Here is a 26,668-nt window from a genome sequence, read left to right as displayed (position 1 = left end):
GGTAGTCGCAATATTCCGATTCCGGCATCCTCCGGTCACGGGGCTGTCCCTGACGGGAGGCGTGTGCTAGGAGCGCGTCCACAGCACGTCGTGGCGGACGCGCTCGACCTCGGCGAGGGTGTCCGCGACGATGCCGGACACGCCGCCGCCGGCAAGGTCCTCGCCCACCGCGATGAGGCCACCGTGCCCGCGGCCGATCGCCGCGCGGGTCGCCGCACTGCGCTCGGCGTGCCCGAGCACGGAGGCGGGCGGGGCCAGGCGCGCCCGTCGATGCGTCGCCGCGCGAACGTGCCCGATTCCGGGCCACAACCTCGTCACGTCGGCGGCGGCGCGCGCGGCGATCTCCGTCGCATCGTCCGTCGGCGACGCGTCGAGGGTCACACGAAACACACGCCGATCGGGCCCGGCCTGGGCGTGCACACCCGACCACGCCGAGCCGACGTCGATCACGGATGCCGCCGCCATCGCCCCCGGCACGGGATAGATCGTCGAGGGGCCGTCGGAGGCGGCGGTCCCAGCATCCATGACGAGGGTCACGACGTCGCGCACCGGCAGCGGCGCCGCCTCGACGACGATGCCGTGCTCACGCAGGAGAGCGGCACCGCTCGCCGCCCCGCCGGCGAGCACCACGATGTCCGCAGGCAGCGGCTCCGCGGACTCTTGCGTGGAGGAAAGCTCGGCCTCGTCCCGCGGGTCCGCGGGGTCGAGATGGACCAGCCAGCCGTCCGGCGTTCGCGTCAGGCCCCGTGCGCGGTGGTTCACCCGCAGGTCGGCGTCGAGCAGCAGCAGTCGCTCGGTGAGCGCCGTGACCAGCTGTGTCAGCCCACCTCGCAACCGCGCCCGGCGCGGACCTCTCGTCGCGGCGTCGTCGGGCAGCAGTTGGCCGACCGCGCCGGCGAGCGAGCCCGCGCGGGTCAGCGCGGCGCTGAGGCCCGGAACGGCGAGGTCCACATCGATCTGGTCGGGATCGACACCCCAGGTGCCGAGAGTGAGGGGGGCGACGAGACGCTCACGCAGGCGCGCGCCCATGCGTGAGCGCACGAGCGCACCCAGGCTGCGCTCACGACCGATGGTCAACGGAGGGCGCAACCGATCGAGGTAGGCCCGCCACACCCCCCGACCGCCCACGAGGGCGCGCACCGGTTCAGCCCACACGTTGGCCGGGATGCCGGCCCGATTCGGTGGCAGCGTGACCACGCGTGGGCCACCGGGGGTGGCGAGCGCCACTGCGACCGAGCCCTCGCGCGCCGGCTCCACCTCGGTACGCAGTTCCAGCTCATCGAGCAGCCCCGCGAGCGCGGGCGCCGAGAGCGAGAACGCTTCGGGGGCCAGATCGACGGTGATGCCGTCCAGCTCGTCCGTCTCGATCCGGCCGCCGAGCCGGGGCTGCTGTTCGATGAGCGTGACGGGCATGCCTATGCGAGCGCACTCCCACGCGGCGACCAGACCTGCGATCCCCCCACCGATCACCACGACCCGGGTGGTGCGGGCACGGTCGGCGAGGTCGGCTGCAGGCTTGTCGGACACGCCCCCATCCTTTCACCGCGTCGTGGAGAGGGGCCGGAAGGGAGGTGGCGCCTCGCACCTAGAGTGGAGCCGTGCGGCTCACCTACTTCGGCGGACCGGCGTGGGATGCCGGGCCTCTTCCGGCGCGCGGTCGCGGGCAGGAGAGCCTGCTGTTCCGACTCGCGGTCGATGCGGGCGCCGCGGTGTCCGTGCGGGCACTGGCGGACGACCTCTGGCCGGTCGATGCGCCCGACGATCCGCGCGCCGCGGTGCAGTCCCTCGTCTCGCGTCTGCGCCGCGCCCTCGGTTCGGCGACGATCGAGGCGGTGTCCGGCGGCTACCGTCTGACGCTCGGCCGGGAAGAGATCGACCTGACCCGCTTCCAGGACCTCGTGGCGGCGGCCCGCCGTGAGGACGACCCCGAACGGGCCGCGGCGCTGGCGCGCAACGCGCTCGATCTCTGGACGGCGGACCCCTGGGTGCCGGACGACTTCGACTGGGCGCGGCGCGATCTGCTCGAAGACCGCGCGCACGCGCAGCGGATCGCGGGTCCGCACGGCGCGCCCACGGTGGGGGCTGTGGACGACACACGCATTCCGGCAGCCTTGACGGCGCTGATCGGGCGAGCCGACGAGATCGCCCTCGCCGAGGCTCAGCTGACCGATGAGCGGCTGCTCACCCTGATCGGTCCCGGCGGTGCGGGAAAGACAACTCTCGCACTGGAGCTCGCCCGCCGTCACGCGCCCGCGGTGTTCGTCGAGCTGGCACCGGCCGACGCGGGGGGCGTCTGGGATGCCGTCGCCACCGCTCTCGGACGCGGCGTCCGCCTGTCCGACGGCACTGTCGGGCAGGCCCAGGGCTCCCGCGAGCGTGCCCTCGCCGCCCTCGCCGGCCGGCCCCTGCTGCTCGTGCTCGACAACGCCGAGCACGTCGTGAGCGACGCCGCCCAGGTGGCGACCGATGCCTTGCGGGTGGCACCGGCGCTGCGACTGCTGGCCACGAGCCGCGAACCGCTGGGCGTTCCTGGCGAGGCGTTCGTCACGGTGGGATCGCTGCCGGAGGGCGATGCCGTGGCCTTGCTGGCCGCGCGCATCCGCGCCGCCCGCGGGCACGCGCCGGACGCCGGCGAGACGGAGGCCGTCGCCCGCATCGCACGGCGCCTGGACGGCCTGCCGCTGGCACTCGAGCTCGCCGGGGCGAAGGCACGGGTGCTGTCGATCGCCGAGATCGAGGACGGCCTCGCGGATCGATTCGCGCTTCTCGACCGAGGACCGCGCACGGCGGAGCCGCGGCACCAGACACTGCGGGCTGTCATCGACTGGAGCTGGAGCCTGCTCGACGACGCGCAGCGGGACGCGCTGCTCGCGTTGGCCGTCTTCCCCGACGGCATCTCCTCCGCGGACCTGGCCGAGGTCACGGCGGCGTTCGGGCTTCCCGAGACGGCGATCGACGACCTCGTCGAGCGTTCACTCGTGCAGCGCTCCCGCGGCCGCTACCGCCTGCTGGAGACCGTGCGCGAGTACGGACTGGACGCGCTCCACCGATCGGGCAGGCTGGAGGACGCTCGCGGACGCCAGGCCGCCGTGATGGCGCAGCTCGCACTCGCGCAGGACCGGGCGCTGCGGACCCCGGCCGCCCGGCCTGCCATCGCCTGGTTCGACGCCAACGAGGAGAACCTCGCTGCCGCGACCCGCTTCTCCATCGGTCACGGCGAGCTCGAGGTGCGTCTAGCGCGGGCGCAGCTGTGGATCTGGCAGCTGCGCGAGCGGTTCGATCTGCTGACGTCCGTTCTGAACGCGACCGCGACCCCCGCCGACGCCCTCGCCAGCGAGGCGGATGTCGTGGTGGCGGCCATGGCGATGCTGATGCGCACGATGCTCGATCCGACGACCACGCACCTGTCCGCGCAGAGCGTGGCGCGCATCGCCGCGGCCGCGCAGAGGTACGACTCGGAGCTCGCGGCCATCCTCCCCGTCGTCCTGCGCGGGGCACTGCGCGCCCGCCAGGATCGGCGCGGAGACGAACCGTGGTCGACGTACCTGCGGCTGGATGAGAGCGAGCTGACGGACGGCCCCGCCTGGAGCCGGGCGTTCGCTGCGGTCATGAACGCGGCCACCGCGCAGAACAACGGTGACATCGAGGGACTCGGCGACGCCAGCGGCCGCGCGCTGGATGCCTTCCGGCACCTCGGCGATGCGTGGGGCACGGCTCTGGCCAGCCAGATGCGATCGGAGTGGCTCATGCTGCAGGGGCGCCTGGAGGAGTCGCTGCGCATCGCGGACGAGTCGACGCAGGCGCTCGAAGGTCTGACGTCGGTCAGCGATCTGCTGCAGCAGCAGGCGCTCTCCGTGTCGATCCTGCTCCGTCTCGGTCGCGAGAGCGAGGCCCGGCAGCGCGTCGACCAGATGCTCGCCCGCGCGCGGGCCGACGGCTCCGAACGAGCCGTCGCCCAGGCCGCCGCGACGGCAGCCGCGCTCGAGCTGGTGCGCGGCGACGGCGCCGCCGCCCTGCGCGAGCTGGAGCGTGCCGGCAGCCTCGAACAGCAGCAGGCACTGGCGGGCTTTCCCGCACAGGTCGCCGCGTGGCAGGAGAGCAAGCGCGCGCTCGCGCTGCTGCTCACCGGAGACGCGGCGGGGGCCGCGGACGCCCTGCGACGGGCCGCGCCGGTCGCCGTCCGCACGGGCGATCAACCGATCATGTCGGACGTCGCGGTCGCTTTCGCCCGCTGGTTCCTGGCCGCGGATCGCCTGAGCGATGCGGCGGCGGCGCTCGCCGAGGCCGACCGGCTGCGGGGGCGCGCCGACCTCAGCGACCCGATCGCCCTGCCCGTGCGCGATGCGGTGAGCGCCGCCGGACGGGATGCCGCGGCATCCGATCCGGCGGAGCTCACCGCACTCGTCGATCGTCTGGACGAGCGCTAGGCCTTCCGCATGTACGCCCGCACCGTGAGCGGCGCGAAGACGAGGACGATGACGGCGGCGCCCAAGAGCGAGGCCCAGAAGTCCCCCGCGATGACCCCCGTGTTCGCGAGATCGCGCACCGCGGTCACGAGGTGAGAGATCGGGTTCACACTCGCGAACCAGGCGAGCGGTGCGGGCAGCGAGTCGATCGGCACGTATGCGTTCGACAGGAACGTGAGCGGGAACAGGATGAGCATCGAGATGCCCTGCACGCTGGACGCCGTGCGAGCGATGACGCCGAAGAACGCGAAGATCCAGCTGATGGCCCACGAGCAGGCGATGACGAGCAGTCCGGCCGCGACGACCGCGCCGAAGCCCCCGGCCGGGTGGTAGCCCATGAGGAAGCCGACGACGAACGTGATGGAGGTCGCGATCGCATAACGCAGGGTGTCGGCCAGCAGCGCGCCCGACAGCGGAGCGATGCGTGCGATCGGCAGCGACCGGAAGCGGTCGAACACACCCTTGTCCATGTCTTCGCGCAACTGCGTGCCGGTCACGACCGAGGTCGTGATGACGGTCTGCACGAGGATGCCCGGAATCAACGCCGGAAGGTAGCTCTCGACGTTTCCGGCGATCGCGCCGCCGAAGATGTACGCGAACATCAGCGTGAAGATGATCGGCTGCACCGTCACGTCGACGAGCTGCTCGGGCGTGCGACGAATCTTCACCAGCCCGCGATACGCCATCGTCAGCGTGTTCTCGAGAGTCTGGCGCAGGCTCGTGCGGTTGGAGAGCCGGCGCTCGGATGCCGGGGTGATGGGCGTCAGATCGATGCGGGTCGGGGCGATGGCGCTCATGCGTGGACCTCCTCTGAGGCGGCGTCCGCAGACGCGGAGTCGGGGGCCGCGGCATCCGCCGGTCGGCCGGTGATGGTCAGGAACACCTCATCGAGCGTCGGCTTCTGCACGCTCATCTCGGTCAGGTGGATGCCGGCCTCGCGCAGGGTGATCAGCAGATCGGTGACACGGTCGGGGTCGGACATCGGCGCGGTGATGCGCGCCGCCTCGGGCGAGAGGGTGCCGCGCACCCCCAGCACCTGCGCGATCGCGCGCAGGGCGTCATCCACGTCGGCGGGATCGGACATCCGCAGGATCAGCGACGACGTGCCCACCGAGGCCTTGAGGTCGTCGGCCGTGCCCTCGGCGACCACGCGGCCGTGATCGATGACGGCGATGCGGTCGGCGAGCTGATCCGCCTCATCGAGGTACTGCGTCGTGAGCAGCACGGTGGAGCCGGTCGCGACGAGCTCGCGGATCGTGTCCCACATCTGCCCGCGCGTGCGCGGGTCGAGACCCGTGGTGGGTTCGTCGAGGAAGATGAGCGGAGGCTGGGCCAGAAGCGATGCGGCGAGATCCAGTCGACGCCGCATGCCGCCCGAGAACTTCTTCAAGGGCCGCCGCGCGGCATCCGTCAAGGAGAAGCGTTCGAGGAGGTCCTCGGCCTTGCGCTTCGCCTCGTTGCGCGTCAGGCCCAGGAGCCGACCGAAGATCATCAGGTTCTCCGTCGCCGACAGCGTCTCGTCGACCGACGCGAACTGCCCGGTGACGCCGATCAGCTGACGGACGACGTTCGGCTCCCGCGAGACGTCGTGGCCGAAGATCTCGGCGCGGCCGGCGTCGGGACGCATCAGCGTCGCGAGCATATTGATGGTGGTGGTCTTGCCGGCCCCGTTCGGACCGAGCACGCCGTAGACCGTGCCGGCGTCGACGGCCAGGTCGACGCCGTCGACAGCGCGGTTGTCGCCGAAGACCTTCACGAGGCCCTCCGCGCGCACCGCGAGGGTGGATGGTGAGGTGGAAGTGGTCATGGCATCCACTGTGCGCCGGGCGCACTGTCGCGCCCCTGTCACGCGGGCGACGGCGCTGTCACCGTGCTGTCACGGCGGGTCTGCGGGTGACACACTCGAGGGATGAGCCTGCACATCACCGACGACCCCGCCGCCGACACCCTGCTCACCGAGAACCCGCTGGCGCTGCTGATCGGCATGCTCCTCGACCAGCAGGTCGCCATGGAGACCGCGTTCAGCGGTCCGCTGAAGATCCAGGAGCGCATCGGCGCGGTGGATGCCGCGACCATCGCCGGCTACGATCCCGATGCCCTCGTCGCCGCCTTCCAGCAGTCGCCCGCGGTGCACCGCTACCCCGGGTCGATGGCCGGTCGCGTCCAGACCCTCTGCCGCACGCTCGAGCAGGAGTGGGGCGGCGATGCCGCGGCCCTGTGGACCGAAGGCGACCCGGACGGGCCGACAGTGTTGAAGCGCCTCAAGGCGCTGCCCGGTTTCGGCGAGCAGAAGGCCAAGATCTTCCTCGCGCTGCTCGGCAAGCAGTACGGCTTCACCGGCGCCGGCTGGCGCGAGGCCGCGGGCGCCTACGGCGAGGACGGCTCGTTCCGCTCCGTCGCCGACATCGTCTCGCCCGAGTCTCTCGCCAAGGTCCGCGAGTTCAAGAAGGCGGCGAAAGCCGCAGCGACGTCCGCGAAGGGCTGAGGCCTTTCGACTCGTCGCGCCGCTCCTCGCTCAACGACGGGAGTTGCGCTCTCACCGGTCGTCGAGCGAGCGCAGCGAGTCGAAACGTGACGGGTTCAGCCCTGCACGAACAGGTAACCGCGCTCGTCGTCGAAGCCACCGATGACGAGGCCGCGCCCGTAGTGGGACAGCATCTCCTCGCGCACGCGCAGACGCCACGCCGCCGCCTCGGCCGGATGTGTGCGGCGCAGGGCCTCGATGTCCTCGGGGATCTGGACGGTCGCGACGACGTCCGCGGCATCCGGGTCTCGCACGGGAGCCGACGCGAGGGCCCACGAGACCAGCAGCCGGTCGCTGTCGACACCCTGACCGTTCTGGTCGAGTTCGGCGCCGTCGTAGACCGAGCCGTACTGGTCGACGAGATACTCCACGAAACGCACGCCGATCGTCTTGGCGTTGAAGTGGGCATTGCGGCGCACGAGCGGATCGAACGTCCAGGTGACGGTGCCGATGTCGCGCGCGATGGCCCACTGACGCTGCTGTTGTTTGAGCAGGCGCCCGAACCCGCGGCGCTGGTACTCCGGCAGCACACCCGTCACGTGGGAGTGCATCGCATGCCGCTCCGGCGGCGAGAAGAAGGCGATGGACGCTCCGACGATGCGCTCACCGTCGTAGAGGCCGACCACGTAGTTGCCCGAGTACTGCAGCGCCCGCATGAGCGGCGCGGGCATGGGGTCTCGTCCCCCCCAGATCTCCACGATCACCCGATGGGCGGCGAAGATCTCGTCGAGCGTGTCGAGGTCGCGGATGCTGAGCGTGGACTCGGGTGCGCCGGATGCCATGCCTCCACGGTAGCCGGTCTCTCGCGCTGCGCCGCGTGCCTCTGACCGCGAGACACGCGCGGCGCACCGAAACACCGGTGCACAACGCGTGTCTCGGTGCGTGGACGGTGTCTCGCGGACCCGAGACGCGGCGCGGATCGGGGGATGCCGAGGCTCAGGCGCCCCGCAGGCGCGAGCCGAGATAGCCGACGAGCTCGTCGAGCGCGATACGTTCCTGCGCCATCGTGTCGCGATCGCGCACGGTCACGGCGCGATCATCGAGCGAGTCGAAGTCGACGGTGACACAGAACGGCGTACCGATCTCGTCCTGGCGGCGGTAGCGGCGGCCGATGGCGCCGGCGTCGTCGAAGTCGACGTTCCACCCCTGTGCCCGCAGATCGTCGGCGACCTCGCGTGCCAGCGGCGACAGGCGCTCGTTGCGCGACAGCGGCAGCACGGCCACCTTGACGGGCGCCAGGCGCGGGTCCAGCGCCAGCACCGTACGGGTGTCGGTGCCGCCCTTGGCGTTGGGCACCTCCTCCTCGCGATACGCGTCGACGAGGAAGGCCATCATCGCGCGGGTGAGGCCGAAGGACGGCTCGATGACGAAGGGCGTGTACTTCTCACCCGAGGCCTGGTCGAAGAAGGTGAGCGACTGGCCCGACGCGTCGGAGTGGCTCTTCAGGTCGTAGTCGGTGCGGTTGGCGACACCCATCAGCTCGCCCCACTCCTTGCCGGGGAAGCCGAAGCGGTACTCCACGTCGATCGTGCCGGCGGAGTAGTGCGCGCGGTCCTCCTCGGGAACGTCGAACCGCTTCATGTTCACCGGATCGACACCGAGGTCGACGAACCAGTTCCAGCACGCCTCCACCCAGTGCTCGAACCACTCCTGTGCCTCCGCGGGCGGCGTGAAGTACTCGATCTCCATCTGCTCGAACTCGCGGGTGCGGAAGATGAAGTTGCCGGGGGTGATCTCGTTGCGGAAGGCCTTGCCGACCTGGCCCACACCGAACGGGGGCTTGCGGCGCGAGGCGGTGAGCACGTTCGAGAAGTTCACGAAGATGCCCTGCGCGGTCTCGGGGCGCAGGAAGTACAGACCCGACTCGTCATCCACGACTCCCAGGTAGGTCTTCACCAGCCCGGAGAACGCCTTCGGCTCGGTGTACTGGCCCTTGGTGCCGCAATTGGGGCAGGGGATGTCGGCGAGGCCGTTCTCGGCCGGGCGGCCCTTGCGCGCCTCGAAGTCCTCGATGAGGTTGTCGGCGCGGAAGCGCTTGTGGCAGTGCAGGCACTCGACGAGGGGATCGGTGAACGTCGCGACGTGGCCGGAGGCCTCCCACACGCGCTTGGGCAGGATGATGCTCGAGTCCAGACCCACCATGTCGGCACGTCCGCGCACGAACGTCTGCCACCACTGGCGACGGATGTTCTCCTTCAGCTCGGTGCCGAGGGGACCGTAGTCCCAGGCCGACCGCGATCCGCCGTAGATCTCCCCGGCCTGGAAGACGAAACCCCGGTGACGGGCGAGGGCGATGACTTTGTCGAGGCGGGACTGCTCGGCCACAGGTGGCTCCAAATGGTCGTGTCGCGAATGCGAAAAGGGTGTGGATGCCGACAGTTCCGGCATCCGTCGATTCTAGTCTTCCGCCGCTGCGGCTTCCCGGACGGCCCGTGACTAACGTGGAACGGGTGAGCGCAGACCGCGAGATCCAGCACATCATCGTCCCCGGGCGTCACCACCTGCTGACGAGGTTCCAGGCGGCCTACCTCGGCGAACTGCTCGCCGGTCGCGGGCGCGACGAGAACGGCGAGCCGATCGCGGTCGCCGACAGCGCCGTCGTCGTCTGGGCGGTCACGAGCGCGAATCACTCCGCGACACGGCGCAACCCGTTTCCGGGACATCGGCGCGAGGCGGCGATCGAGATCCTCGCGCACGTCGAGCGCATGCCGTCGATCGTCGTGCCGGTGGTCGACGTCGCCCCCACGCCCCGCTTCGCCGAGATCACGCTCAAGGAGATCGGGTACGCGACCGCACAGGGGGTGATCCCCGCGCCCGAGACGGCGATCATCGCCACCTCGACGCCGCAGGTCGCCGACATGTACCGCGCTCGGGGCTACCGCATCGCCCCGATGGAACGGGAGCATCCCGACACGCCGCGCACGCCCTGGCAGCTGCTCGACGAGCTCATGGCCGGCTCGGACGACTGGCGCGCCGACGCCCACCCGGCGAGCCTCGATATCGTCGACCGTTACGGCCTGGCGGCGCAGGCGCGCGAGATCGCGGCCGACCCCGTCATCGGCGACGAGGGCGGGCTCACCCCGACCCGCGACTACCGCACCTACAGCCGCGCGTTCGAGGATGCCGCGGAGCGCAAGTGGGCCCAGGCGCGCCCCTGGATCGTGCCCGGCCGCATCGTCGACCTGGGCTGCGCGACGGGGGCGATGCTCGAGCTGGCATCGCAGGAGCCGGCCCTGGCCGAGTCCGATCTCATCGGAGTGGAGATCGCACCGGAGCTGTTCGCGGCCTGCGAGCACAAGAAGTCAGAGGGCGCGTTCGCGAACCCGAACACGTTCTTCTACCGGCGCAACATCCTGGCCGGGCGCCTGTTCCGGGATCGCAGCATCGCCACGACGCTCAGCTTCGCGCTGACGCACGAGATCTCCTCCTACGGCGAGGGGATGCCGTCGCTGCGGGCCTTCGCGTCGGCGATCGCCGACCATACCGTGCCCGGTGGCGTGTGGATCAACTCCGATGTCTGCGGGCCGGCCGATCCCGATCGCATCGTGCGGCTGCGGATGCGGGGCGGCGACGTCACGACGCCCGCGCGCGAGCTGACGGGATCCAACGACGAGGTCGCGGCATCCCTCGACGCGCTGCCGGTGGGCAGCCGGGTCGCCCAGTTCGCGCAGGACTTCCGCGCGCTCAGCGGCGCCGCGTGGGAGTACGAGGTGCGCGACGAGCGGACGATCGAGCTGCGTCTGGCGGATGCCATGGAGTTCCTCGAGACCGTCTCATACACGCGCAACTGGCTGTCGGAGATGCACGAGCAGTTCTGCGCCCTGTCGTGGAGCGACTGGCGAGAGCTGGTCGCATCGGTCGGGCTCGAGATCGACGAGCGCTCGGGGCCGTGGCGCAACGACTGGCTCGTGGAGAATCGGTTCGCGCCCGCGGCATCCCTCCTCGGGCTCGACGACGAGCCGCTGGACTGGCCCGACACGCACATGCTGCTCGTCGCCCGCCGCCCGCTCGACGGCTGAGGCCGACGCCGGCGGGCGGCGTCGGCCGCGTCGTCTTCCGCGTCGCGGATTCGGATCAGGTCAACAGAATCGGATGCCGCGCGCGGCGGCATCCGCATCCGTTCACACCCTCCGAATCCGTTGACCGCCCGTGCGGCGTCCCGGCCGCTCAGCGCTCGGGGCGGGTGAACGGCGGCTGCAGCTGGCCGACGGGGCCGCGACGGAACAGCTGCGCGGGACGACCACCGTCGCGGGCCATGCCGCCGGCCGGCTCGACGAACCCGGCGGCGCCGGTGATCTTGCGGTGGAAGTTGCGCGGGTCGACGGGCACTCCCCAGACCGCTTCGTAGACCGCGCGCAGCTGCGCGATCGTGAACTCGGGCGGACAGAAAGCCATCGCGAGCGCCGAGTACTCGAGCTTCGCGCGCGCCCTCTCGAGGGCGTCGGCGAAGATCGCGACGTGGTCGAACGCCAGCGGCAGCGCACCGCCCTCGACGTCCGCGACCGGCCACCAGCGAGCAGAGCGGGCATCCGATCCCGCCGCAGGTTCGCCCAGATCGGGGGCGAGGGCCAACCAGGCGACGGTGACCACGCGTCCGCGCGGATCGCGATCCGGCGCGCTGTAGGTGCGCACCTGCTCGAGGTGCACGCCCGCGGTCACCCCCGTCTCCTCGGCGAGCTCGCGGTACGCGGCGCTCTCGGCATCCTCATCGGCGAGGACGAAGCCCCCCGGCAACGCCCACATCCCCGCCACCGGCGCGATGCCGCGCTCGACGAGGAGGACATGGAGCGCACGGTCGCGGATGGTCAGCACCACGAGGTCGGCCGCGACCGCGAAGGAGAAGGGGTCCACGCGCCCAGGCTACCTCAAATCGTCATCTTGACGATAACTACTTGCGGGGTTATCGTCAAAGTGACACTAACGAGAGAAAGAGGACATCATGGCCACCATCACCCGCCGCCCGTTCGTCCGCCACCTGAGCACGACGCCCACGATGCACGTCACCCACTTCCGTCGCGGCGGCATCCGCCACGCCGGCGCAGGACAGGCGTTCTGGTTCCGCCCCCTGGATGCCGCGATCAGCGAGGTGCCGCTCGACGACCGCGAGCTGTCGGTCGTCGTAAGCCTGCGCACCGCCGACCTGCAGCAGCTGTCGGCTCCGGTCACGGCGACGTATCGCATCGTCGATCCCGACCTCGCCGCGCGCCGCATCGACTTCTCCATCGATCTGGTGACCGGCACGTGGACCGAGCAGCCGCTCGACGCGATCGCCGCACCCCTGCACGGCGCGACGACCGCCGCCGTCGTGCACCTGCTGCAGCCGCGCACCCTCGACAACGCCCTGCGCGCCGACCTCGCCGAGCTCGGCGCCGCGGCGACCGCCATGCTCGCCGCCGACACGCGCCTGACCGACCTGGGCATCGCTATCGTCGGGGTGCGGTTCTCGCTGCTGCGCGCCGAGCCCGACGTCGAGCGGGCCCTGCAGACCCCCGCCCGCGAGACGATCCAGCAGGATGCCGACAAGGCCACCTTCGCCCGCCGCGCCCTCGCGGTCGAGCGCGAGGCCGCGATCGGTGAGAACGAGCTGTCCAACCAGGTCGAGCTCGCGCGCCGACAGGAGGAGCTCGTCCAAGCGCGGGGACGCAACTCCCGCATCGAGGCGGAGCAGGCGGCCGCCGCTGCCGCGATCGCCGTGGAGGCGGAGGCCGAGCGCATCCGCACGAACGCCCAGGCCCGGGCCGACGCCGACCGTGCGCTCGGCGAGGCGGCCGGCGCGGCCGAGCAGGCCCGAATGGCGGCACTGCGCGACGTGCCCGTCGAGGTACTGACCGCCCTGGCGATGCGCGAGCTGGCGGGCAACCTGCCCAGCATCGACCACCTGACCGTCACGCCCGACCTGCTCACCGACCTCGTGGGACGCCTCGGCGGCCGGGCCGCCGCGCAGACCGCGACACCGACGGGACGCTGAGATGACCGCTCCTCGAGCCGTCATCGTGCATCGGGCGAGCGAGCTCACCGAACTGCTCGCCCGGCACGGCACGCGCGGCCAGGTCGCCTTTTTCCTCGATCAGCGAGGCCAGAGCCTCGCCGCCGTCGAAGAGCGGCACGAGCGCACCCGCGCCGCCCTGGCCGACGTGTCCGCGGGGCTCCCGGTCGATTGGCGGCGAGCCACGGTCGAACGCAGCGACCTCGCCCGCTTCGTCTTCGAACCCGACGACGTCGTGCTCGTCGTCGGACAGGACGGGCTCGTCGCCAACGCCGCGAAGTATCTCGGCATCCAACCCGTCATCGGCATCGACCCGTTGCCCGGCGTCAATGCCGGGGTGCTCGTTCCGCACACCCCCGCGGCGGGAGTCGCCCTCGCCGCCGCCGCGCAGGCGGGAACCGCACCGATCTGCGAACGCACGATGGTGCAGGTGCGCACCGACGACGGTCAGTCGCTCACGGCGCTGAACGAGGTGATGATCGGCCAGAGCGGCCACCAGTCGGCGCGCTACACGCTCGAGGTCGGCGGTCGCCGGGAGCGACAGTCCTCGTCGGGCGTGATCGTCGGCACCGGCACGGGAGCGACGGGATGGTGCTCCTCGATCGCACGTTTGCAGGCACCAGGGATGCCGCTGCCCACCGCCACCGAGAGCGCACTCGCCTGGTTCGTCCGGGAGCCGTGGCCGTCGCCGAGCACGGGCGCAGACCTGTTCGCGGGTCGACTCGACGGCGGGGAGGTGACCCTCCGCGTCGAGTCGGACGTGCTCGTCGCGTTCGGCGATGGGATGGAGGACGACCGCCTGTCGCTGTCGTGGGGTCAGCGCGTGAGCGTCGGCGTCGCCGACAGGACGCTGCGCACCGTCGCGGCGTGAACCGCCTCAGCGGGCCCGCGCGGACCGCTTGGGCTTGGGGACGAACAGCGTCTCGCTCTGCTCGAGCGCCATGCCCTTCGTCTCGGGGATCTTCCACAGCACGAAGACGAACGACAGCGCCGCGAACACGGCGTACATGCCGTACGTGAACGGAAGCGAGAAGGCCGCAAGCTGGGGGAAGGTCCAGGACACGAGGAAGTTCGCGATCCACTGGGCACTCGCCGCGACACCGAGGGCCTTGCCGCGGATGCGGCTGGGGAAGATCTCGCCGAGCAGCACCCAGACGATGGGACCCCACGACGCTCCGAATCCGACGACGAACAGGTTGGCCGCCACCAGGGCGATCGGACCCCACGCCCCCGGGAGGGTCACCTCGCCGTCCACCGTCTGTGCGAACGCGAAGGCCAGGGACATCGTGGCCAGCGACAGGGTCATCAGCAGCGAGCCGGTCATCAGAATCGGCTTGCGTCCGACCCGGTCGACGAGGAAGATCGCGACGAGCGTCACCAGCACGTTCGTCACGGACGTGAAGACGCTGATCAGCAGCGAGTTGCTCTCATCGAATCCGACCGCACGCCACAGCGTCGTCGAATAGTAGAAGATGACGTTGATGCCGACGAGCTGCTGGAAGGCCGACAGCAGGATGCCGATCCAGACGACGGGCTGCAGACCCAGCGCCTTTCCACGCAGAGAGGCGCTCCGGTTCTTGCGGTCGTCTTCGATGCCGCTGATCAGCTCGTTCATCGTCTTGTCGAGGTCGGCGGCGGGAACGAGTCGCTCGAAGATCGCGCGCGCCTCGTCGCTGCGTCCCTTGGCGAGCAGGAATCGCGGAGACTCCGGCATCGTCAGCGCCAGGATGCCGTAGACGGCGGCCGGCGCGACGCCGATGAGGAACATCCACCGCCACGCTTCGAGGCCCCACCACAGCACGTTGTCGGCGCTGCCGGCGGCACCGGCGAGCACCGCGTTGCTGAGCAATGCGGTGAAGATGCCGATCGTGATCGCGAGCTGCTGCAGAGAGGCGAGACTGCCGCGCACCTGACGCGGTGCGACCTCGGCGATGTAGGCGGGAGCGACGACCGACGCGATGCCGATGCCGATGCCGCCCAGGACGCGCCAGACGATGAGGTCGGGAACGCTGAAGGTCAGCGCCGAGCCGATCGAGCTCGCGAGGAACATGGCGGAGCCGAGGAGCATGACGCGCAGCCGGCCCCAGCGATCGGAGAGGGCTCCGGCGATGATCGCCCCGAGCGCGCAGCCGAGCAGGGCGACGGCGACGACGAACCCGGTGAGCAGGGCGTCCTTCGTGTACGTGGACTCAATCGAGGAGACCGCGCCGTTGATGACCGAGGAGTCGAAGCCGAACAGGAACCCGCCCACCGCGGCGGCGACCGACAGTGCCGCGGCCCTTCGCCCATACGGGCTCTTCATCGAGAACGTGCCGGCGGGGAGCGAGTCGGTCGAGGTCACTCGAAAACGATAGACCCGCGACGGGCTGCGAGCGCCGCCCTCGCCGAATATGCGCTGCGCGTGGTAAGGAGTCGTCGCCGCGGCGGCGGGTGGCGCTACGGAACGCGCTGGAACAGGCCGTCCAGTAGCGACTGGTAGTACGTCGGGGTGACGGAGATGGGCCCGGAGTAGGGGCGATCGAAGCCGGCGATGGCGTACAGCAGCAGGGCGACGAACACGGCGATGAGCCCCGCCATGATGAGGTGGATGCGGAGGTTTCGCACCTGGATGAGTGACAGCAGGATCGCATTCAGCAGCGCCCCCACCCAGAGCACCGTCCACAGGATGCTCGGCAGCCCGAGATCCGTCACCTCGATCCGCTCGCGTCGCTGGCCGACGAAGGTCTCGAAGGACTGCAGTGTCTGCGCCTGTACGTTGATCTCCCGAGCGTCGGCGGGGACGAACCCGGTGATCGCCCGCTGGATCGCCGTGACATCGGCGTCGCCGCTCACCGGCTCGATGAGCTGAGCCTGCTGCGGCCAGTCGACCTCGATGACGTTCCTCGTGTAGGTGACGAGCGCATCGCGGAGCTCGGCTCGTTGCGGCTCGGGAAAGTCCTCCGCCGAGCGGTAGAGCACGGCGATGGAGGAGGACTCACTGAGCGCGACCTGGTCCACGTCGGCGTACGTGGAGTACGAGGCGGCGGCGATGAGGGCGAGCGTGACGCCGTAGAAGACCCCGTACGCACCGACGGCGTAGCTGAGCACCCGGTCCCACTCGGACTGATCATGCGCCATGCGCGCGACCCAGCGCCGCAGTGCCAGCAGGACGAGGCACGACAAGCCGACGAAGCCGACGCAGAAGACCGTCATCCCCAGCCACAGGGGCGCGTCCATCAGCGTGACGATCACGGTTCGGCGGGCAGTCGGCGGGAGCGAGTCAGCTGACGAACGAGATCGAAAGGGGGTAGGTGTACCACTCCCCCTTGTTCGCCTTCACGGCGGCGATGATCGAGAAGACGATGTTCACCACGTACACGGCGAGCAGGATGAGCAGCCCGATGCCGATGATGGAGAGCACCGTGCCGACGAGGGACGCGATCAGCATCGTGAGCTGGAAGTTCAGCGCGGCGGCCGTGTGGGCCCGCACGAACGGGCCGCGGTCCTTCAGCACGAGGTAGCCGATCAGCGACGGCAGGAAGTAGAAGATGCCGCCGATGTGGACCAGGGTCGCCCACAGCTTCTCATCCGAGGGGCTCATGGGCTGCGGGCCGGAGGGGACGGCGGGCTGCGGGTACGGCGGAGTGGTCATGCCACCAGCGTAGGGGGCGCGTGTCGTGCACACCGAGGGGGTTATCCCGAGATCCGCCGAATCGTCGGCATCCGGCGGCATCGTTCGATACGGTCGAAGGACATCGGCAATACACAGGAAGTGGGTTCGTAACGTGGAGATTCTTGCCGCTGGGGGCGCGCTGGTGATCGTCGGCATCGCCGTCGTCGCCGTGATCGTCCTCCTGATTTTCCTGCTGATCATGGTGCGCGCGTGGTACAAGGTCGCCAAGGCCGACCAGGCGCTCGTGGTGGTCGGCAAGAGCCAGAAGAACGCCAGCGGCGAGTCGTCGCGCATCTCGGTGATCACCGGCGGGGGCGCCCTCGTCAACCCGCTCACGCAGCGCGCCGAGATGATCTCGCTGCGCGCCCGCCAGATCAAGATGGAGCCGACGGCACAGGCCTCCAACGGTGTGACGGTCAACGTCTCGGGCGTCGCACTGGTCAAGATCGGCTCCGACCCCGAGTTCGTGCGCCGCGCAGCGGAGCGCTTCCTCTCCCAGGACGGCGCGATCGAGCAGTTCACGACCGAGCAGCTCGAAGGCGCCCTGCGCGGCGTCGTCGCGACCCTGACGGTCGAGCAGCTGATGAAGGATCGGCAGAAGCTGTCGGACCAGATCGCCGAGGGCATCAAGAGCGACCTGCTCGCCCAGGGACTCATCCTCGACTCGTTCCAGATCCAGGGCGTCACCGACAAGAACGGCTACATCGACGCCCTCGGCGCGACCGAGGTCGAGCGTGTGCGCCGAGAGGCCGAGGTCGCCCGTATCAACGCCGCCCGCGAGGTTCGCGCCCGACAGATCGCGACCGACGAGGCGAACCTCGTCGAGCAGACCGCGTTCGACAAGAACTCCGCCGCCGCGGCGGCCGAAGTCGGTCGCGCCCGCGCCGAGGCCGAGCAGGCCGAAGCGCTCGCGCGTGCCGAGCGTGAGCAGGCCGTGCTGCTGCAGGGAGCCGAGAACAAGCAGGCCCAGCTGGATGCCGACATCAAGAAGGTCGCCGACGCCTCCCTCTACGAGCGCCAGCGCGCGGCGGATGCCGCCGCGTACGGCGAGGTCAAGGCCGCCGAGGCGCGCGCGCAGATCGCAGCGCAGGAGGCGGAGGCCACCCGGCTTCGCGCCCAGGCCGAGGCCGACGCGGTGCGGCTCGTGGGCGAGGCGCGGGCGGCGGCCATCGAGGCCGAGGCCGAAGCCCTCTCCAAGAACCAGGAGGCTCTGCTCGCGCAGCGCGCGCTCGAGGCGCTCGTGCCGATGATGACCGAGTTCGCGCGCGGCTTCGACAAGGTCGGATCGATCACGGTGCTCGGCGGCGAGGGGGCGTCCAGCCACATGGCCGCCGAATCGGCCTCGAGCATGCGGGCGAGCTTCGACGCCATCCAGGCGGCCACCGGCATCGACCTGCGTCAGGTCATCCAGGGGCAGGCGACCGGCCGCGGGATGGCCCAGGGGCTCCGCGACGAGCAGTCGGTCGCCGCTGAGCCGCCGGTGACCACCGAGAGCTGACGCGTTTCAACTCCTCGCTGCGCTCGTCGCTCAACGACCGGGCAAGCCTCCCGCCCGGTCAGCGGCGTAGCTCGACCCGAGCGACGGTCGCGTCCTCGAGCGCGACGGGATCGATCTCAACGCCGATGCCCGGTCCCGTCGGCACGCGGACGTGCCCGCCGTCCAACACGATCGGGTCGCGCACGATGTCGCGTGAGTAGAAGCGGTCGGATGCCGAGACGTCGCCGGTCAGCGTAAAGCCCGGCAGCGCGGCCAGCGCCGCGTTGGCCGCGCGGCCGATGCCGGTCTCGAGCATGCCGCCGCACCACACGGGGATGCCCGCCTCGCGGCACAGATCGTGGATGCGGACCGCTTCGAGGTAGCCGCCGACGCGGCCCGCCTTGATGTTGATGATCGCGGCGGCCCGCAGAGCGAGCGCATCGCGCGCCGCCTTGGCCGACACGATCGACTCGTCGAGGCAGATGGGCGTGCGAAGCCGCGCGGCGAGGTGTGCATGGTCGACGATGTCGTCCTCCTGCAACGGCTGCTCGATCAGCAGGAGGTCGAAGCGGTCGAGCTCGGCGAGGGTGTCGGCGTCCGCGAGCGTGTAGGCCGAGTTCGCATCCACCTGCAACGCAATCGCCCCGAACGCGTCGCGCACCGCCGCGGTGTCGGCGATGTCGCGACCGGGCTTGATCTTGATCTTGATGCGCACGTAACCCTCGTCGAGGTAGCCGCCGACGGCGTCGACGAGGGCCGACGGATCGCGTTGGATCCCGACCGAGACACCGCTGGGTATCCGATCGACCACCGCGCCGAGGTACTCCCCCAACGCGCGCGACTCGGCACGCAGGGCCGCATCGAGGACGGCGAGTTCGAGCCCCGCCTTGACCATGCGGTGCCCGACGAACGGCTCGAGCACGCCCGCCACCTCTTCGGGCGCGAGAGCGTGCGCCGCGGCATCCAGAAGCGCGGGCGCGAGGAAGCGCTGGGCGACGTCCCACGCGCCCTGCGTGTATTCGCTGGAGTAGAGGGGGGACTGCTGGGTGACGATCTCTCCCCACCCGTCGCCGTCGGCGGTGCGAACGCGCACCACGATGACCTCCCGCACGGTCTCGGTGCCGAAGGAGGTCGCGAACGGCGAGACGAGCGGCAGATGGAGCACGCGAAGCTCGATCGCGTCGAGGCGCACGGGTGCGGCGGGGCGGGCGATCGGCATGCGCTCAGGTTACGCCGCGCGCCGCGCGCGCACCGGGCCGATGTGCGCCGTGGGTCCCCTCAGCGGTGCGCCCGCAGCGCCGCGAAGCGCGGGGCGACGTAAGTGCTGCGGCGCGGCGCCCGCGGCAGCAGGGCTTCGGTGATGGCGGTGATGAAAGTGCGCACGGCATCCGTCCTCTCGAGGTCTTCACTCAAGAGATGACGAATGCCGTGCGCTATGACGCGTGTTCGCGAAATCAGTCGTCGACGACGGTGACGCTGACCTCGATGTTGCCGCGGGTGGCGTTCGAATACGGGCACACCTGGTGGGCGGCGTCGGCGAGCTGCTGCGCGACGGCGAGGTCGATCTCGGGGATGTTGACCTCGAGCTCGACGGCGAGCTGGAAGCCGCCCTGGCCGTTCGGGCCGATGCCGACGCGCGAGCCGACGCTCGAGCCCTCGATGCTCACCTTCTGCGCGCGGGCCACGCTCTGCAGCGCGCTGTGGAAGCAGGCGGCGTACCCGGCGGCGAACAGCAGCTCGGGGTTCGGCGCCTCACCGGCGCCGCCCATCTCCTTGGGGACGCGCACGTCGAAGTCGAGGATGCCGTCGGTCGTGCGGACGTGTCCGTTGCGGCCGCCACCGGTCGCGAGGGCTTCAGCGGTGTAGAGGGTTTCCATGGGTGTTCCTTTCGTGGAGGTCAGAGAGTCGCGCCGGCGACCATCGGTCAGGCAGCGGTGCGCAGATCGGAGGCGACCGCGCGCATGTTGGCCGTGATGGCGGCGAGCTGTTCGAGCAGCTCACCGAGCCCGCGACCGCTGTCGACGAAGGCCGGCACGAGGCACCCCGCGGCCGCGACGACCTCGGCGTGCGTGTCCCGGCCGGCGGCCGTGAGCTCGACGCGAACGACCCGCTCGTCGTCGGCGTCACGGCGACGGCCCACGAGACCGCGCTCCTCCAGCCGGCGCAGCAGCGGCGACAGGGTGCCGGAGTCGAGGCCCAGTTCCTCGCCGAGACCGCTCACGGTGCGCTCGCCCGTCGCCAGGACGACCATCGCCAGGTACTGCGGATACGTCAGCTTCCACGGCTTGAGCACCTCGCGGTAGGCCTGCGTCGTGGCATGCGAGGCGGTGTACATCGCGAAGCAGACGAACTCGTCGAGCGTGGCGGGAGCGGGCATAAGAGAAGCATTGCACACAATTGAATTGTGCACAATGTTTCCCGCAAGGGCGGCGTCAGCGCGACAGGGTGAACCCGTCCGGGTCGCCCGGCCGGGGCGGTCGCAGCTGCGGGGGCAACGGCCACGGCAGCACGATCGGCTCGTGCGGCCTGCTCATGTCGCCGTAGTCCTCGACCTTCACGACGATCCGCGCCGGCGTCACCTCGACGAGCCGGACGCGAACCGGCTGCTCCGCGCCGCGCTCGAGCATCCAGGGCTCGGCGAGGAAGGCGAGGCCGCGCCGTTCGAGCGCGTCCTCGGCATCCAGCCACTCGACGGATGCCGCGACCACCCGCCCCAGCACGTCGATCGCCGTCCACGCGGCTCCGTCGGGGCGGATCCACCCCAGCCGCTCTCCGTCGTCGCGCCGGTGCGGCGTCCAGTCGTCGGGAACGGCCCCGCTCCCGCTCACGACGTGGCCCCGGAGCGCACGAAGAGATAGCCGCGCTCGTCGAACCCGCCCACCGCGAAGCCGTCCTGGGTCAGCCCGAGGATGGCTTCACGCACGCGGTACCGCCAGTCCAGCGCCTCACCGGGCGCCTCGCGTCGCAGCCGTTCAATGTCGGTCGGCACCTCGACGGTGGTGACGATGTCCTGCTCGCGCGGCGGCGCGGACGGTGCGTCGAGGTCCCAGACGGCGAAGATGCGGTCCGTCTCGTCTCCGCGGTTGACCCCGTCATCCATCGCGCCGTAGTGATCCACGTAGTACTCCTCCACCCGCGCGCCGAGTACGCGGAGGTTGAACGACGCGTTGCGGGCGACGAGGGGGTCGAAGGTCCACGTAATCCGGTGGACGCCGCGCGCCAGCGCCCACTCGCGCTGGTGGTGTTTCAGCAGCCGCCCGAGACCCTGGCCGCGCCTGTCGTCGACGATGCCGGTGATGTGCGAGTGCAGCGAGCGGTCGTCGGGCGCGGAGAAGAAGCCGACGGAGGCGCCGATCATGCGCTCCGGCTCGGCGCCGCGCGTGGGGTCCTCGGCATACAGCCCGACGGCGTAGTTGCCGACGTGCGCGAGTGCCCGCAGGAGGTTGGCGGGCATGCCCGTGCGGTCACCGCCCCACACCTCGCTGAGCACGGCGGATGCCGCCGTGACCTGCTCGATCGTGCGCAGCGGTCGGATGCGGATCCCGTCGGGGGTCCGGCTGTCGAGATCCACCATGCGGTCACCCTACGCCGGAGCCGCCGCGTCACCCGGGCGATAGCCTGAAACGATGCCTGCTGACGACGATGCCCGCCGACGATTGACCCGGATGCCGCCGCAAGGCGCCATCGTCGCCGTGCTGGCGCTGGCGGGGCTCGCTTCGTCGTTCATGTTCACGCTCGTCGTCCCGATTCAGACGCGCCTGCCGGATCTGCTGCACGCGAACCGCGACGACACGGCGTGGGTGGTCACCGCGACGCTGCTCGCGGCCGCCGTCATCACTCCCATCGCGGGGCGGCTGGGCGACATGTACGGCAAGCGGCGCATCGTCCTGGTGCTGCTGGCGACGCTCGTGATCGGCTCGGTGATCGCGGCGGTGTCGACCGGACTGATCGGGCTGATCGTCGGACGTGCGCTGCAGGGCGCGGTGACCGGCGTCATCCCCCTCGGCATCTCCATCCTGCGGGACGTGCTCCACGAAGACCGCGTCGATCCCGCCATCGCCCTCATCAGTGCGACGCTCGGCGTGGGCGGCGCGCTGGGACTGCCGATCAGCGCGCTCGTCACCGAGAACGCGGACTGGCACGCGCTGTTCTGGACGGCCGCGGCCCTCGGCGCCGTGGTGTTCGTGCTCGTCCTTCTCGTCGTTCCGGTCAGCGTTCTTCGTACCGCGGGCCGCTTCGACTATGCGGGCGCGCTCGGGCTGGCGTTGGGGCTTCTCGGCATCCTGCTGGCGATCTCGCGCGGTGACGCCTGGGGATGGGGGTCGGCGGCGACGCTCGGCTGCGGTCTCGGCGGGCTGGCGGTGCTGCTGGTGTGGGGCTGGTACGAGCTGCGCATCGCCGAGCCTCTGCTGGATCTCCGGGTCGCCGCGCGACGCCCCGTGCTGCTCACCAACATCGCGTCGGTCGCGATGGGCTTCTCCCTCTTCTCGTCCAACGTCTCCTACCCGCAGCTGCTGGAGCTTCCGGCGCCGACCGGGTTCGGGCTCACGCTGCTGGCGGCCAGCCTGGTGATCATGCCCTCCGGACTGGTGATGATGGTGCTCTCGCCATTCTCGGGGCGCCTTGCGAGCACCGTCGGCCCGCGGCGCCTGCTGATCCTCGGTGCGATCGCCCTGATCGCCGCCTACGGCTTCAGCCTCCTGTTCGCCTCCGCCGTCTGGCACATCCTCATCGCGAACCTCCTCATCGGTGTCGGGATCGGGTTCGGCTACGCGGCCATGCCCATGCTGATCATGCGCTCGGTCCCGCAGAGCGAGACCGGCGCCTCCAACGGCCTGAACGCCCTCTTCCGCTCGCTCGGAACGAGTTCGGCCGCGGCGGTGGTCGGCGCCGTGCTCGCGAGCATGTCGAGCGTGCAGGACGGCCGCGCCCTCCCCACGGCATCCGCCTTCCAGGTGTCGTTCTGGCTGGGGCTGCTCGCTGCGGTGGTCGCCCTCACGGTCGCCGCCTTCATCCCGCTGCGCCCCGCCGACGAGCACCACCCCGCGCTGCCGCCGGACCACTAACCTCGCACCATGACCGTCGTCCCGTCCGCCAGCCCCGCACCCGCGGCTCCCTCCGGAGACCGCGACGCCCGCTTCTTCGGCCAGCCATGGGCCCTCGCGCACGTGTTCGGGGTGGAGATGTGGGAGCGGTTCAGCTTCTACGGCATGCAGGGCATCCTGCTGATCTATCTGTACTACTCCGTGAGCGACGGTGGACTCGGCGTCGAGGAGGGGGTGGCCGCCGGCATCGTCGGCGCGTATGGCGGTGCCGTGTACCTCTCCACGATCCTCGGCGCCTGGATCGCCGACCGGCTCCTCGGCGCGGAGCGCGTGCTGTTCGGCAGCGCGATCGTCATCATGGCGGGGCACATCGCGCTGGCGGTGCTGCCCGGATTCGTCGGCGTCGGCGTCGGGCTCGTGCTCGTCGCGATCGGCTCGGGAGGGCTCAAGGCCACCGCCACCAGCGTCGTCGGCACGCTCTACGGCCCCGACGACACGCGGCGCGACGGCGGCTTCTCGCTGTTCTACCTCGGCATCAACCTGGGCGCCTTCGCCGGACCGCTGCTGACCGGTGTGCTGCAGTCGACGCTGGGCTTCCACTGGGGCTTCGGGCTGGCCGCCGTCGGCATGGCGCTGGGCCTCGTGCAGTACTCGTTCGGCCGCCGGCAACTGCCGGCCGCGGCGCGCGCGGTGCCCAACCCCCTGCCGCGCGAGCGCTACCCGCTCATGGCGGGGATCGCTGCGGCAGGCATCGTGCTGATCGTCGTGCTGGTGCTCGTCGGCGTCATCCGCGCCGACAACCTGGCTCTCATCGTCATCGTGGTCGTGATCGCGGCGGCGCTCGCCTACTTCGCGGTCATCCTGTCGAGTCGTCGGGTGGATGCCGAGGAGCGCAGCCGTGTCTGGGGCTTCGTGCCGCTGTTTCTGACATCGGTCGCGTTCTGGTCGCTCTACCAGCAGCAGTTCACGGTACTGACGGTCTACTCCGACAAGCGGCTGAACCGCGACCTGTTCGGCTGGGAGATGCCGGTGTCGTGGGTCAACTCCATCAACCCGATCTTCATCATCGTGCTCTCGGGCGTGTTCGCCGCGGTGTGGACGAAGCTCGGCGCGCGCCAGCCCGCGACTCCGGTCAAGTTCGGTGTCGCCGCGATCGTCATGGGGGCGGCGTTCCTGCTGTTCCTGCCGTTCGCCGGCGGCGGCGAGAACTCCACCCCGCTGTGGGCGATCATCGGCATCCTCTTCGTGTTCACCGTCGCCGAGCTGCTGCTGTCGCCGGTGGGACTGTCGGTGACCACGAAGCTCGCGCCGGAAGCCTTCCACACCCAGATGGTGGCGCTGTTCTTCCTGTCGGTCGCCCTCGGCACCGCGATCGCCGGTCAGCTCGCGACGCTCTACGACCCCGAGAACGAAGTGCCCTACTTCTGCGTGCTGGGCCTCATCGCGATCGGTGTCGGCGTGCTCCTGCTGCTGTTCGTGCGCCCCGTGCTGACACTCATGCGCGGCGTGCGCTGACGGCGGCATCCCCGCCCACCCGCGCCGCGTCACCCGATGTCACACGCGTGCGCTGCAGACGGTTGTCGCTCTATCCTGACGACGGCTCGAAAACCGGAAGCCTCCGCCTTGAGCAGCCCGCGACCGTCGCCGCTGCAAGAGCCTTCTGACACTCGCCCGCATCGTGGGCCATCGTCTTCAGGAGGAGAACCATGTCCGTCGCCACCACCACCTCCGGCAGCCTCCCGCGCACGGCCGCGCTGATCGAGGCGAACGCCGCGCGAACCCTCGACGACGACGGCTTCACGCTGCAGTCGACGCCCGCCTTCGGGGCGCTCACCGCGGCGGCCGTCGCCGACGTCGTGGAGCGCCAGCGGGCCGCGGGGATCACTCTCGTCGGCGACGGCGAGTTCGGGAAGGCGATGTCCAACGCCGTCGACTACGGCGCCTGGTGGTCGTACTCCTTCCAGCGGGTGAGCGGTCTCTCGCTCACCGAGATCAACGCCTTCAACGAGCCCCCGGTGCGCTCCGCGCCGGGCGAGATCCGCCTCACCAGCTTCCTCGACCGCCGTGACCGTCAGCGGTTCCCTGCCGTCTATGCGGAGGCGGTCGAAGCGGGTCGCACCGCGACGGCGTTCCCCACGACGACCGGACCGCTCGCGTACCGAGGTCAGGATGCCGTGGCCGCCGACATCCGCCATCTCACCGCGGCGGTGCGACCGGGTGAGCGGGGCTTCCTCACCGCGATCGCGCCGGGATCCGCGGCGCGCGTGCGCAACGACTACTACGCCACCGACGAGGAGCACATCTTCGCGTGGGCCAATGCCCTCCGCGAGGAGTACCGCGCGATCGTCGACGCCGGGCTCATCCTGCAGTTGGATGACCCCTCCCTCGCCGAGAACTTCGACCAGATCAGTCCCGAGCCCTCGATCGCGGACTATCAGGCCTTCACGAAGATCCGCATCGAGGCGATCAATCACGCGATCGCGGGGCTTCCCCGGGAGCAGGTTCGTCTGCACGTGTGCTGGGGGTCGTGGCACGGCCCCCACACCACGGACATCGAACTGCGCCACATCCTGCCGGTCGTGCTGCAGGCGAACGTCGGGGCGATCTCGTTCGAGGCGGGCAACGTCCGTCATGAGCACGAGTTCGGCGCGTGGGCCGACGCCGACGTCCCCGACGACCTCGTTCTCGTGCCGGGGGTGGTCAGCCACGCGACGAACGTCGTCGAGCACCCCGAGCTGGTCGCGCAGCGCATCCGCCGGTTCACCGACATCGTCGGCGCCGACCGCGTCATCGCCTCCACCGACTGCGGACTGGGCGGGCGCATCCACCCCGACCTCGCCTGGGCGAAGCTCGAGACGCTCGGCGAGGGCGCCCGCCGCGCGTGAGCCGCAGGACCGGATGCCGGGGCGTCAGGCGCGCGAAGCGCGATCGATCGCGTCGAGCAGGGCCTGCAGGCCCATCTCGAAGGCCGCGTCCAGGCGCGCGTCGGCATCCGTCCACGCGCTGCTCGCCGCGGCGAGCGCGCCCGTCGCGGGAGACGTCCGCCACACCTCGGACGGGGCGGCGCGTTCGAGCGCGATGCCCAAGGCGAAGCTGTCGAGCGCTTCGAGGTAGACCGAGACGGCGTGCGGGGCGAAGCCAGCGGCGTCCAGCGACGCCGCCATCCGCTCGTAGATGCCAAGCACCATCTCGGAGGTGATCGGAGTGCCGACGAGCAGGGCGACCAGTCGCGGGTGGGCGGCGTAGCCCGCGCGCATCGAACGGAGGATCGCCTCCAGCTCCTCGCGCCAGGGCCGCCCGTCATCCGGCGCGGGCGGCGGGAAGTCCCGCACCATGCGGTCGCGGATGAGGTCGACGAGGTGGTCGAGTCCGCCCACGTGATAGTAGAGCGAGGGCGCGGCGACGCCGAGCCGTTTGCCGAGGGCACGCATCGAAAAGGTGTCGCCGCTGTCGATGAGCGCGAGCGCCTCGTCGACGATGCCCTCGATCGAGAGCCGCGCCACCGACGGTCTGCCCAC

24 protein-coding genes are annotated in these 26,668 nt (G+C 70.7%); 9 read left to right on the top strand and 15 right to left on the bottom strand.

The features are described 5' to 3' along the window. Positions 1-66: 66 nt before the first annotated feature. Entirely contained in the window at positions 67-1,527 is a 1,461-nt protein-coding gene (locus tag ACT53O_RS12965) for a protoporphyrinogen/coproporphyrinogen oxidase (protein ID WP_036318161.1), read from the bottom strand. A 71-nt stretch (positions 1,528-1,598) separates the two neighbouring features. Between ACT53O_RS12965 and ACT53O_RS12960 the strand changes: the two genes are divergently transcribed. After that, complete coding sequence (locus ACT53O_RS12960; protein WP_476152851.1) at positions 1,599-4,427, top strand: ATP-binding protein; 2,829 nt, start codon at positions 1,599-1,601, stop codon at positions 4,425-4,427. Here ACT53O_RS12960 and ACT53O_RS12955 read toward each other — a convergent pair. Both ACT53O_RS12955 and ACT53O_RS12950 read right to left on the bottom strand, forming a co-directional pair. Then, the gene (locus ACT53O_RS12955) at positions 4,424-5,263 is read right to left on the bottom strand and encodes an ABC transporter permease (RefSeq protein ID WP_036318157.1); all 840 of its coding nucleotides are present in this window, start codon (positions 5,261-5,263) and stop codon (positions 4,424-4,426) included. The two genes, ACT53O_RS12960 and ACT53O_RS12955, sit on opposite strands and share 4 nt — an antisense overlap. Continuing rightward, a complete protein-coding gene (locus ACT53O_RS12950; protein WP_036318156.1) occupies positions 5,260-6,273 on the bottom strand; it encodes a daunorubicin resistance protein DrrA family ABC transporter ATP-binding protein in 1,014 nt (337 codons plus the stop codon). The genes ACT53O_RS12955 and ACT53O_RS12950 overlap by 4 nt, the downstream gene beginning before the upstream one ends. A 102-nt stretch (positions 6,274-6,375) precedes the next feature. Here ACT53O_RS12950 and ACT53O_RS12945 point away from each other — a divergent pair, with 102 nt between their 5' ends. Continuing rightward, positions 6,376-6,951 carry an HhH-GPD-type base excision DNA repair protein gene (locus tag ACT53O_RS12945; protein WP_036318155.1) on the top strand — a complete coding sequence of 192 codons (576 nt, stop codon included), beginning with the start codon at positions 6,376-6,378 and terminating at the stop codon, positions 6,949-6,951. A gap of 95 nt (positions 6,952-7,046) precedes the next feature. Here ACT53O_RS12945 and ACT53O_RS12940 read toward each other — a convergent pair whose 3' ends face one another. Both ACT53O_RS12940 and ACT53O_RS12935 read right to left on the bottom strand, forming a co-directional pair. Further along, on the bottom strand, positions 7,047-7,772 hold the full coding sequence (locus ACT53O_RS12940) for a GNAT family N-acetyltransferase (protein WP_036318154.1): 726 nt from the start codon (positions 7,770-7,772) through the stop codon (positions 7,047-7,049). 154 nt (positions 7,773-7,926) lie between these two features. Next, positions 7,927-9,315 carry a glycine--tRNA ligase gene (locus ACT53O_RS12935; protein WP_476152848.1) on the bottom strand — a complete coding sequence of 463 codons (1,389 nt, stop codon included), beginning with the start codon at positions 9,313-9,315 and terminating at the stop codon, positions 7,927-7,929. 125 nt (positions 9,316-9,440) lie between these two features. Here ACT53O_RS12935 and ACT53O_RS12930 point away from each other — a divergent pair, with 125 nt between their 5' ends. Continuing rightward, on the top strand, positions 9,441-11,009 hold the full coding sequence (locus tag ACT53O_RS12930) for a nucleotidyl transferase family protein (protein ID WP_476152846.1): 1,569 nt from the start codon (positions 9,441-9,443) through the stop codon (positions 11,007-11,009). A 148-nt stretch (positions 11,010-11,157) separates the two neighbouring features. Here ACT53O_RS12930 and ACT53O_RS12925 read toward each other — a convergent pair whose 3' ends face one another. Then, positions 11,158-11,841 (bottom strand): NUDIX hydrolase, encoded by a 684-nt coding sequence (locus tag ACT53O_RS12925; RefSeq protein WP_476152844.1) that lies wholly within the window; start codon positions 11,839-11,841, stop codon positions 11,158-11,160. An 88-nt stretch (positions 11,842-11,929) separates the two neighbouring features. Between ACT53O_RS12925 and ACT53O_RS12920 the strand changes: the two genes are divergently transcribed. Together ACT53O_RS12920 and ACT53O_RS12915 are read left to right on the top strand one after the other, a co-directional pair. Further along, entirely contained in the window at positions 11,930-12,958 is a 1,029-nt protein-coding gene (locus ACT53O_RS12920) for an SPFH domain-containing protein (RefSeq protein ID WP_476152842.1), read from the top strand. A 1-nt stretch (position 12,959) separates the two neighbouring features. Continuing rightward, the gene (locus tag ACT53O_RS12915; protein ID WP_294944914.1) at positions 12,960-13,847 is read left to right on the top strand and encodes an NAD(+)/NADH kinase; all 888 of its coding nucleotides are present in this window, start codon (positions 12,960-12,962) and stop codon (positions 13,845-13,847) included. Between the two features lie 6 nt (positions 13,848-13,853). Here ACT53O_RS12915 and ACT53O_RS12910 read toward each other — a convergent pair whose 3' ends face one another. The 3 genes from ACT53O_RS12910 to ACT53O_RS12900 all read right to left on the bottom strand — a co-directional run bounded on the left by ACT53O_RS12910 (position 13,854) and on the right by ACT53O_RS12900 (position 16,607). Further along, positions 13,854-15,278 (bottom strand): sugar porter family MFS transporter, encoded by a 1,425-nt coding sequence (locus tag ACT53O_RS12910; protein ID WP_476153170.1) that lies wholly within the window; start codon positions 15,276-15,278, stop codon positions 13,854-13,856. A 134-nt stretch (positions 15,279-15,412) separates the two neighbouring features. Next, positions 15,413-16,192, bottom strand: coding sequence for a bestrophin-like domain (locus ACT53O_RS12905; RefSeq protein ID WP_476152840.1), 780 nt, complete (start codon positions 16,190-16,192; stop codon positions 15,413-15,415). Positions 16,193-16,235: 43 nt separating this feature from the next. Next, on the bottom strand, positions 16,236-16,607 hold the full coding sequence (locus tag ACT53O_RS12900) for a DUF4870 domain-containing protein (protein WP_476152838.1): 372 nt from the start codon (positions 16,605-16,607) through the stop codon (positions 16,236-16,238). A 163-nt stretch (positions 16,608-16,770) separates the two neighbouring features. Here ACT53O_RS12900 and ACT53O_RS12895 point away from each other — a divergent pair, with 163 nt between their 5' ends. Further along, positions 16,771-18,126: an SPFH domain-containing protein gene (locus tag ACT53O_RS12895; protein ID WP_135949011.1), complete on the top strand. Its 1,356-nt coding sequence runs from the start codon at positions 16,771-16,773 to the stop codon at positions 18,124-18,126. A gap of 58 nt (positions 18,127-18,184) precedes the next feature. Here ACT53O_RS12895 and menC read toward each other — a convergent pair whose 3' ends face one another. From menC to ACT53O_RS12870, 5 genes are all read right to left on the bottom strand, one after another. After that, positions 18,185-19,324 (bottom strand): o-succinylbenzoate synthase, encoded by a 1,140-nt coding sequence (gene menC / locus ACT53O_RS12890; protein WP_476152836.1) that lies wholly within the window; start codon positions 19,322-19,324, stop codon positions 18,185-18,187. 235 nt (positions 19,325-19,559) lie between these two features. Then, positions 19,560-19,982, bottom strand: a complete 423-nt coding sequence (locus ACT53O_RS12885) for an organic hydroperoxide resistance protein (protein ID WP_036321258.1) — start codon at positions 19,980-19,982, stop codon at positions 19,560-19,562. 47 nt (positions 19,983-20,029) lie between these two features. After that, a complete protein-coding gene (locus tag ACT53O_RS12880) occupies positions 20,030-20,482 on the bottom strand; it encodes a MarR family winged helix-turn-helix transcriptional regulator (protein WP_476152834.1) in 453 nt (150 codons plus the stop codon). Positions 20,483-20,537: 55 nt separating this feature from the next. Further along, positions 20,538-20,933 carry a hypothetical protein gene (locus ACT53O_RS12875; RefSeq protein WP_476152832.1) on the bottom strand — a complete coding sequence of 132 codons (396 nt, stop codon included), beginning with the start codon at positions 20,931-20,933 and terminating at the stop codon, positions 20,538-20,540. Then, on the bottom strand, positions 20,930-21,679 hold the full coding sequence (locus tag ACT53O_RS12870) for a GNAT family N-acetyltransferase (RefSeq protein ID WP_476152830.1): 750 nt from the start codon (positions 21,677-21,679) through the stop codon (positions 20,930-20,932). Before ACT53O_RS12870 ends, ACT53O_RS12875 begins: the two co-directional genes overlap by 4 nt. A 91-nt stretch (positions 21,680-21,770) precedes the next feature. Between ACT53O_RS12870 and ACT53O_RS12865 the strand changes: the two genes are divergently transcribed. From ACT53O_RS12865 to ACT53O_RS12855, 3 genes are all read left to right on the top strand, one after another. Next, entirely contained in the window at positions 21,771-23,171 is a 1,401-nt protein-coding gene (locus tag ACT53O_RS12865) for an MFS transporter (RefSeq protein ID WP_112931990.1), read from the top strand. 9 nt (positions 23,172-23,180) lie between these two features. Then, complete coding sequence (locus ACT53O_RS12860; protein ID WP_476152828.1) at positions 23,181-24,665, top strand: peptide MFS transporter; 1,485 nt, start codon at positions 23,181-23,183, stop codon at positions 24,663-24,665. 191 nt (positions 24,666-24,856) lie between these two features. Next, positions 24,857-26,035, top strand: a complete 1,179-nt coding sequence (locus ACT53O_RS12855) for a cobalamin-independent methionine synthase II family protein (RefSeq protein ID WP_476152826.1) — start codon at positions 24,857-24,859, stop codon at positions 26,033-26,035. A gap of 24 nt (positions 26,036-26,059) precedes the next feature. Here the strand turns inward: ACT53O_RS12855 and ACT53O_RS12850 are convergent, their stop codons facing one another. Continuing rightward, positions 26,060-26,653, bottom strand: a complete 594-nt coding sequence (locus ACT53O_RS12850; protein WP_378792840.1) for a TetR/AcrR family transcriptional regulator C-terminal domain-containing protein — start codon at positions 26,651-26,653, stop codon at positions 26,060-26,062. Between the last annotated feature and the right edge of the window lie 15 nt (positions 26,654-26,668).

The organism is Microbacterium sp. DMC48, from assembly GCF_056313825.1.
Note: the sequence above shows the minus strand (reverse complement) of the source record. Positions and strands in the feature narration are given on the sequence as shown.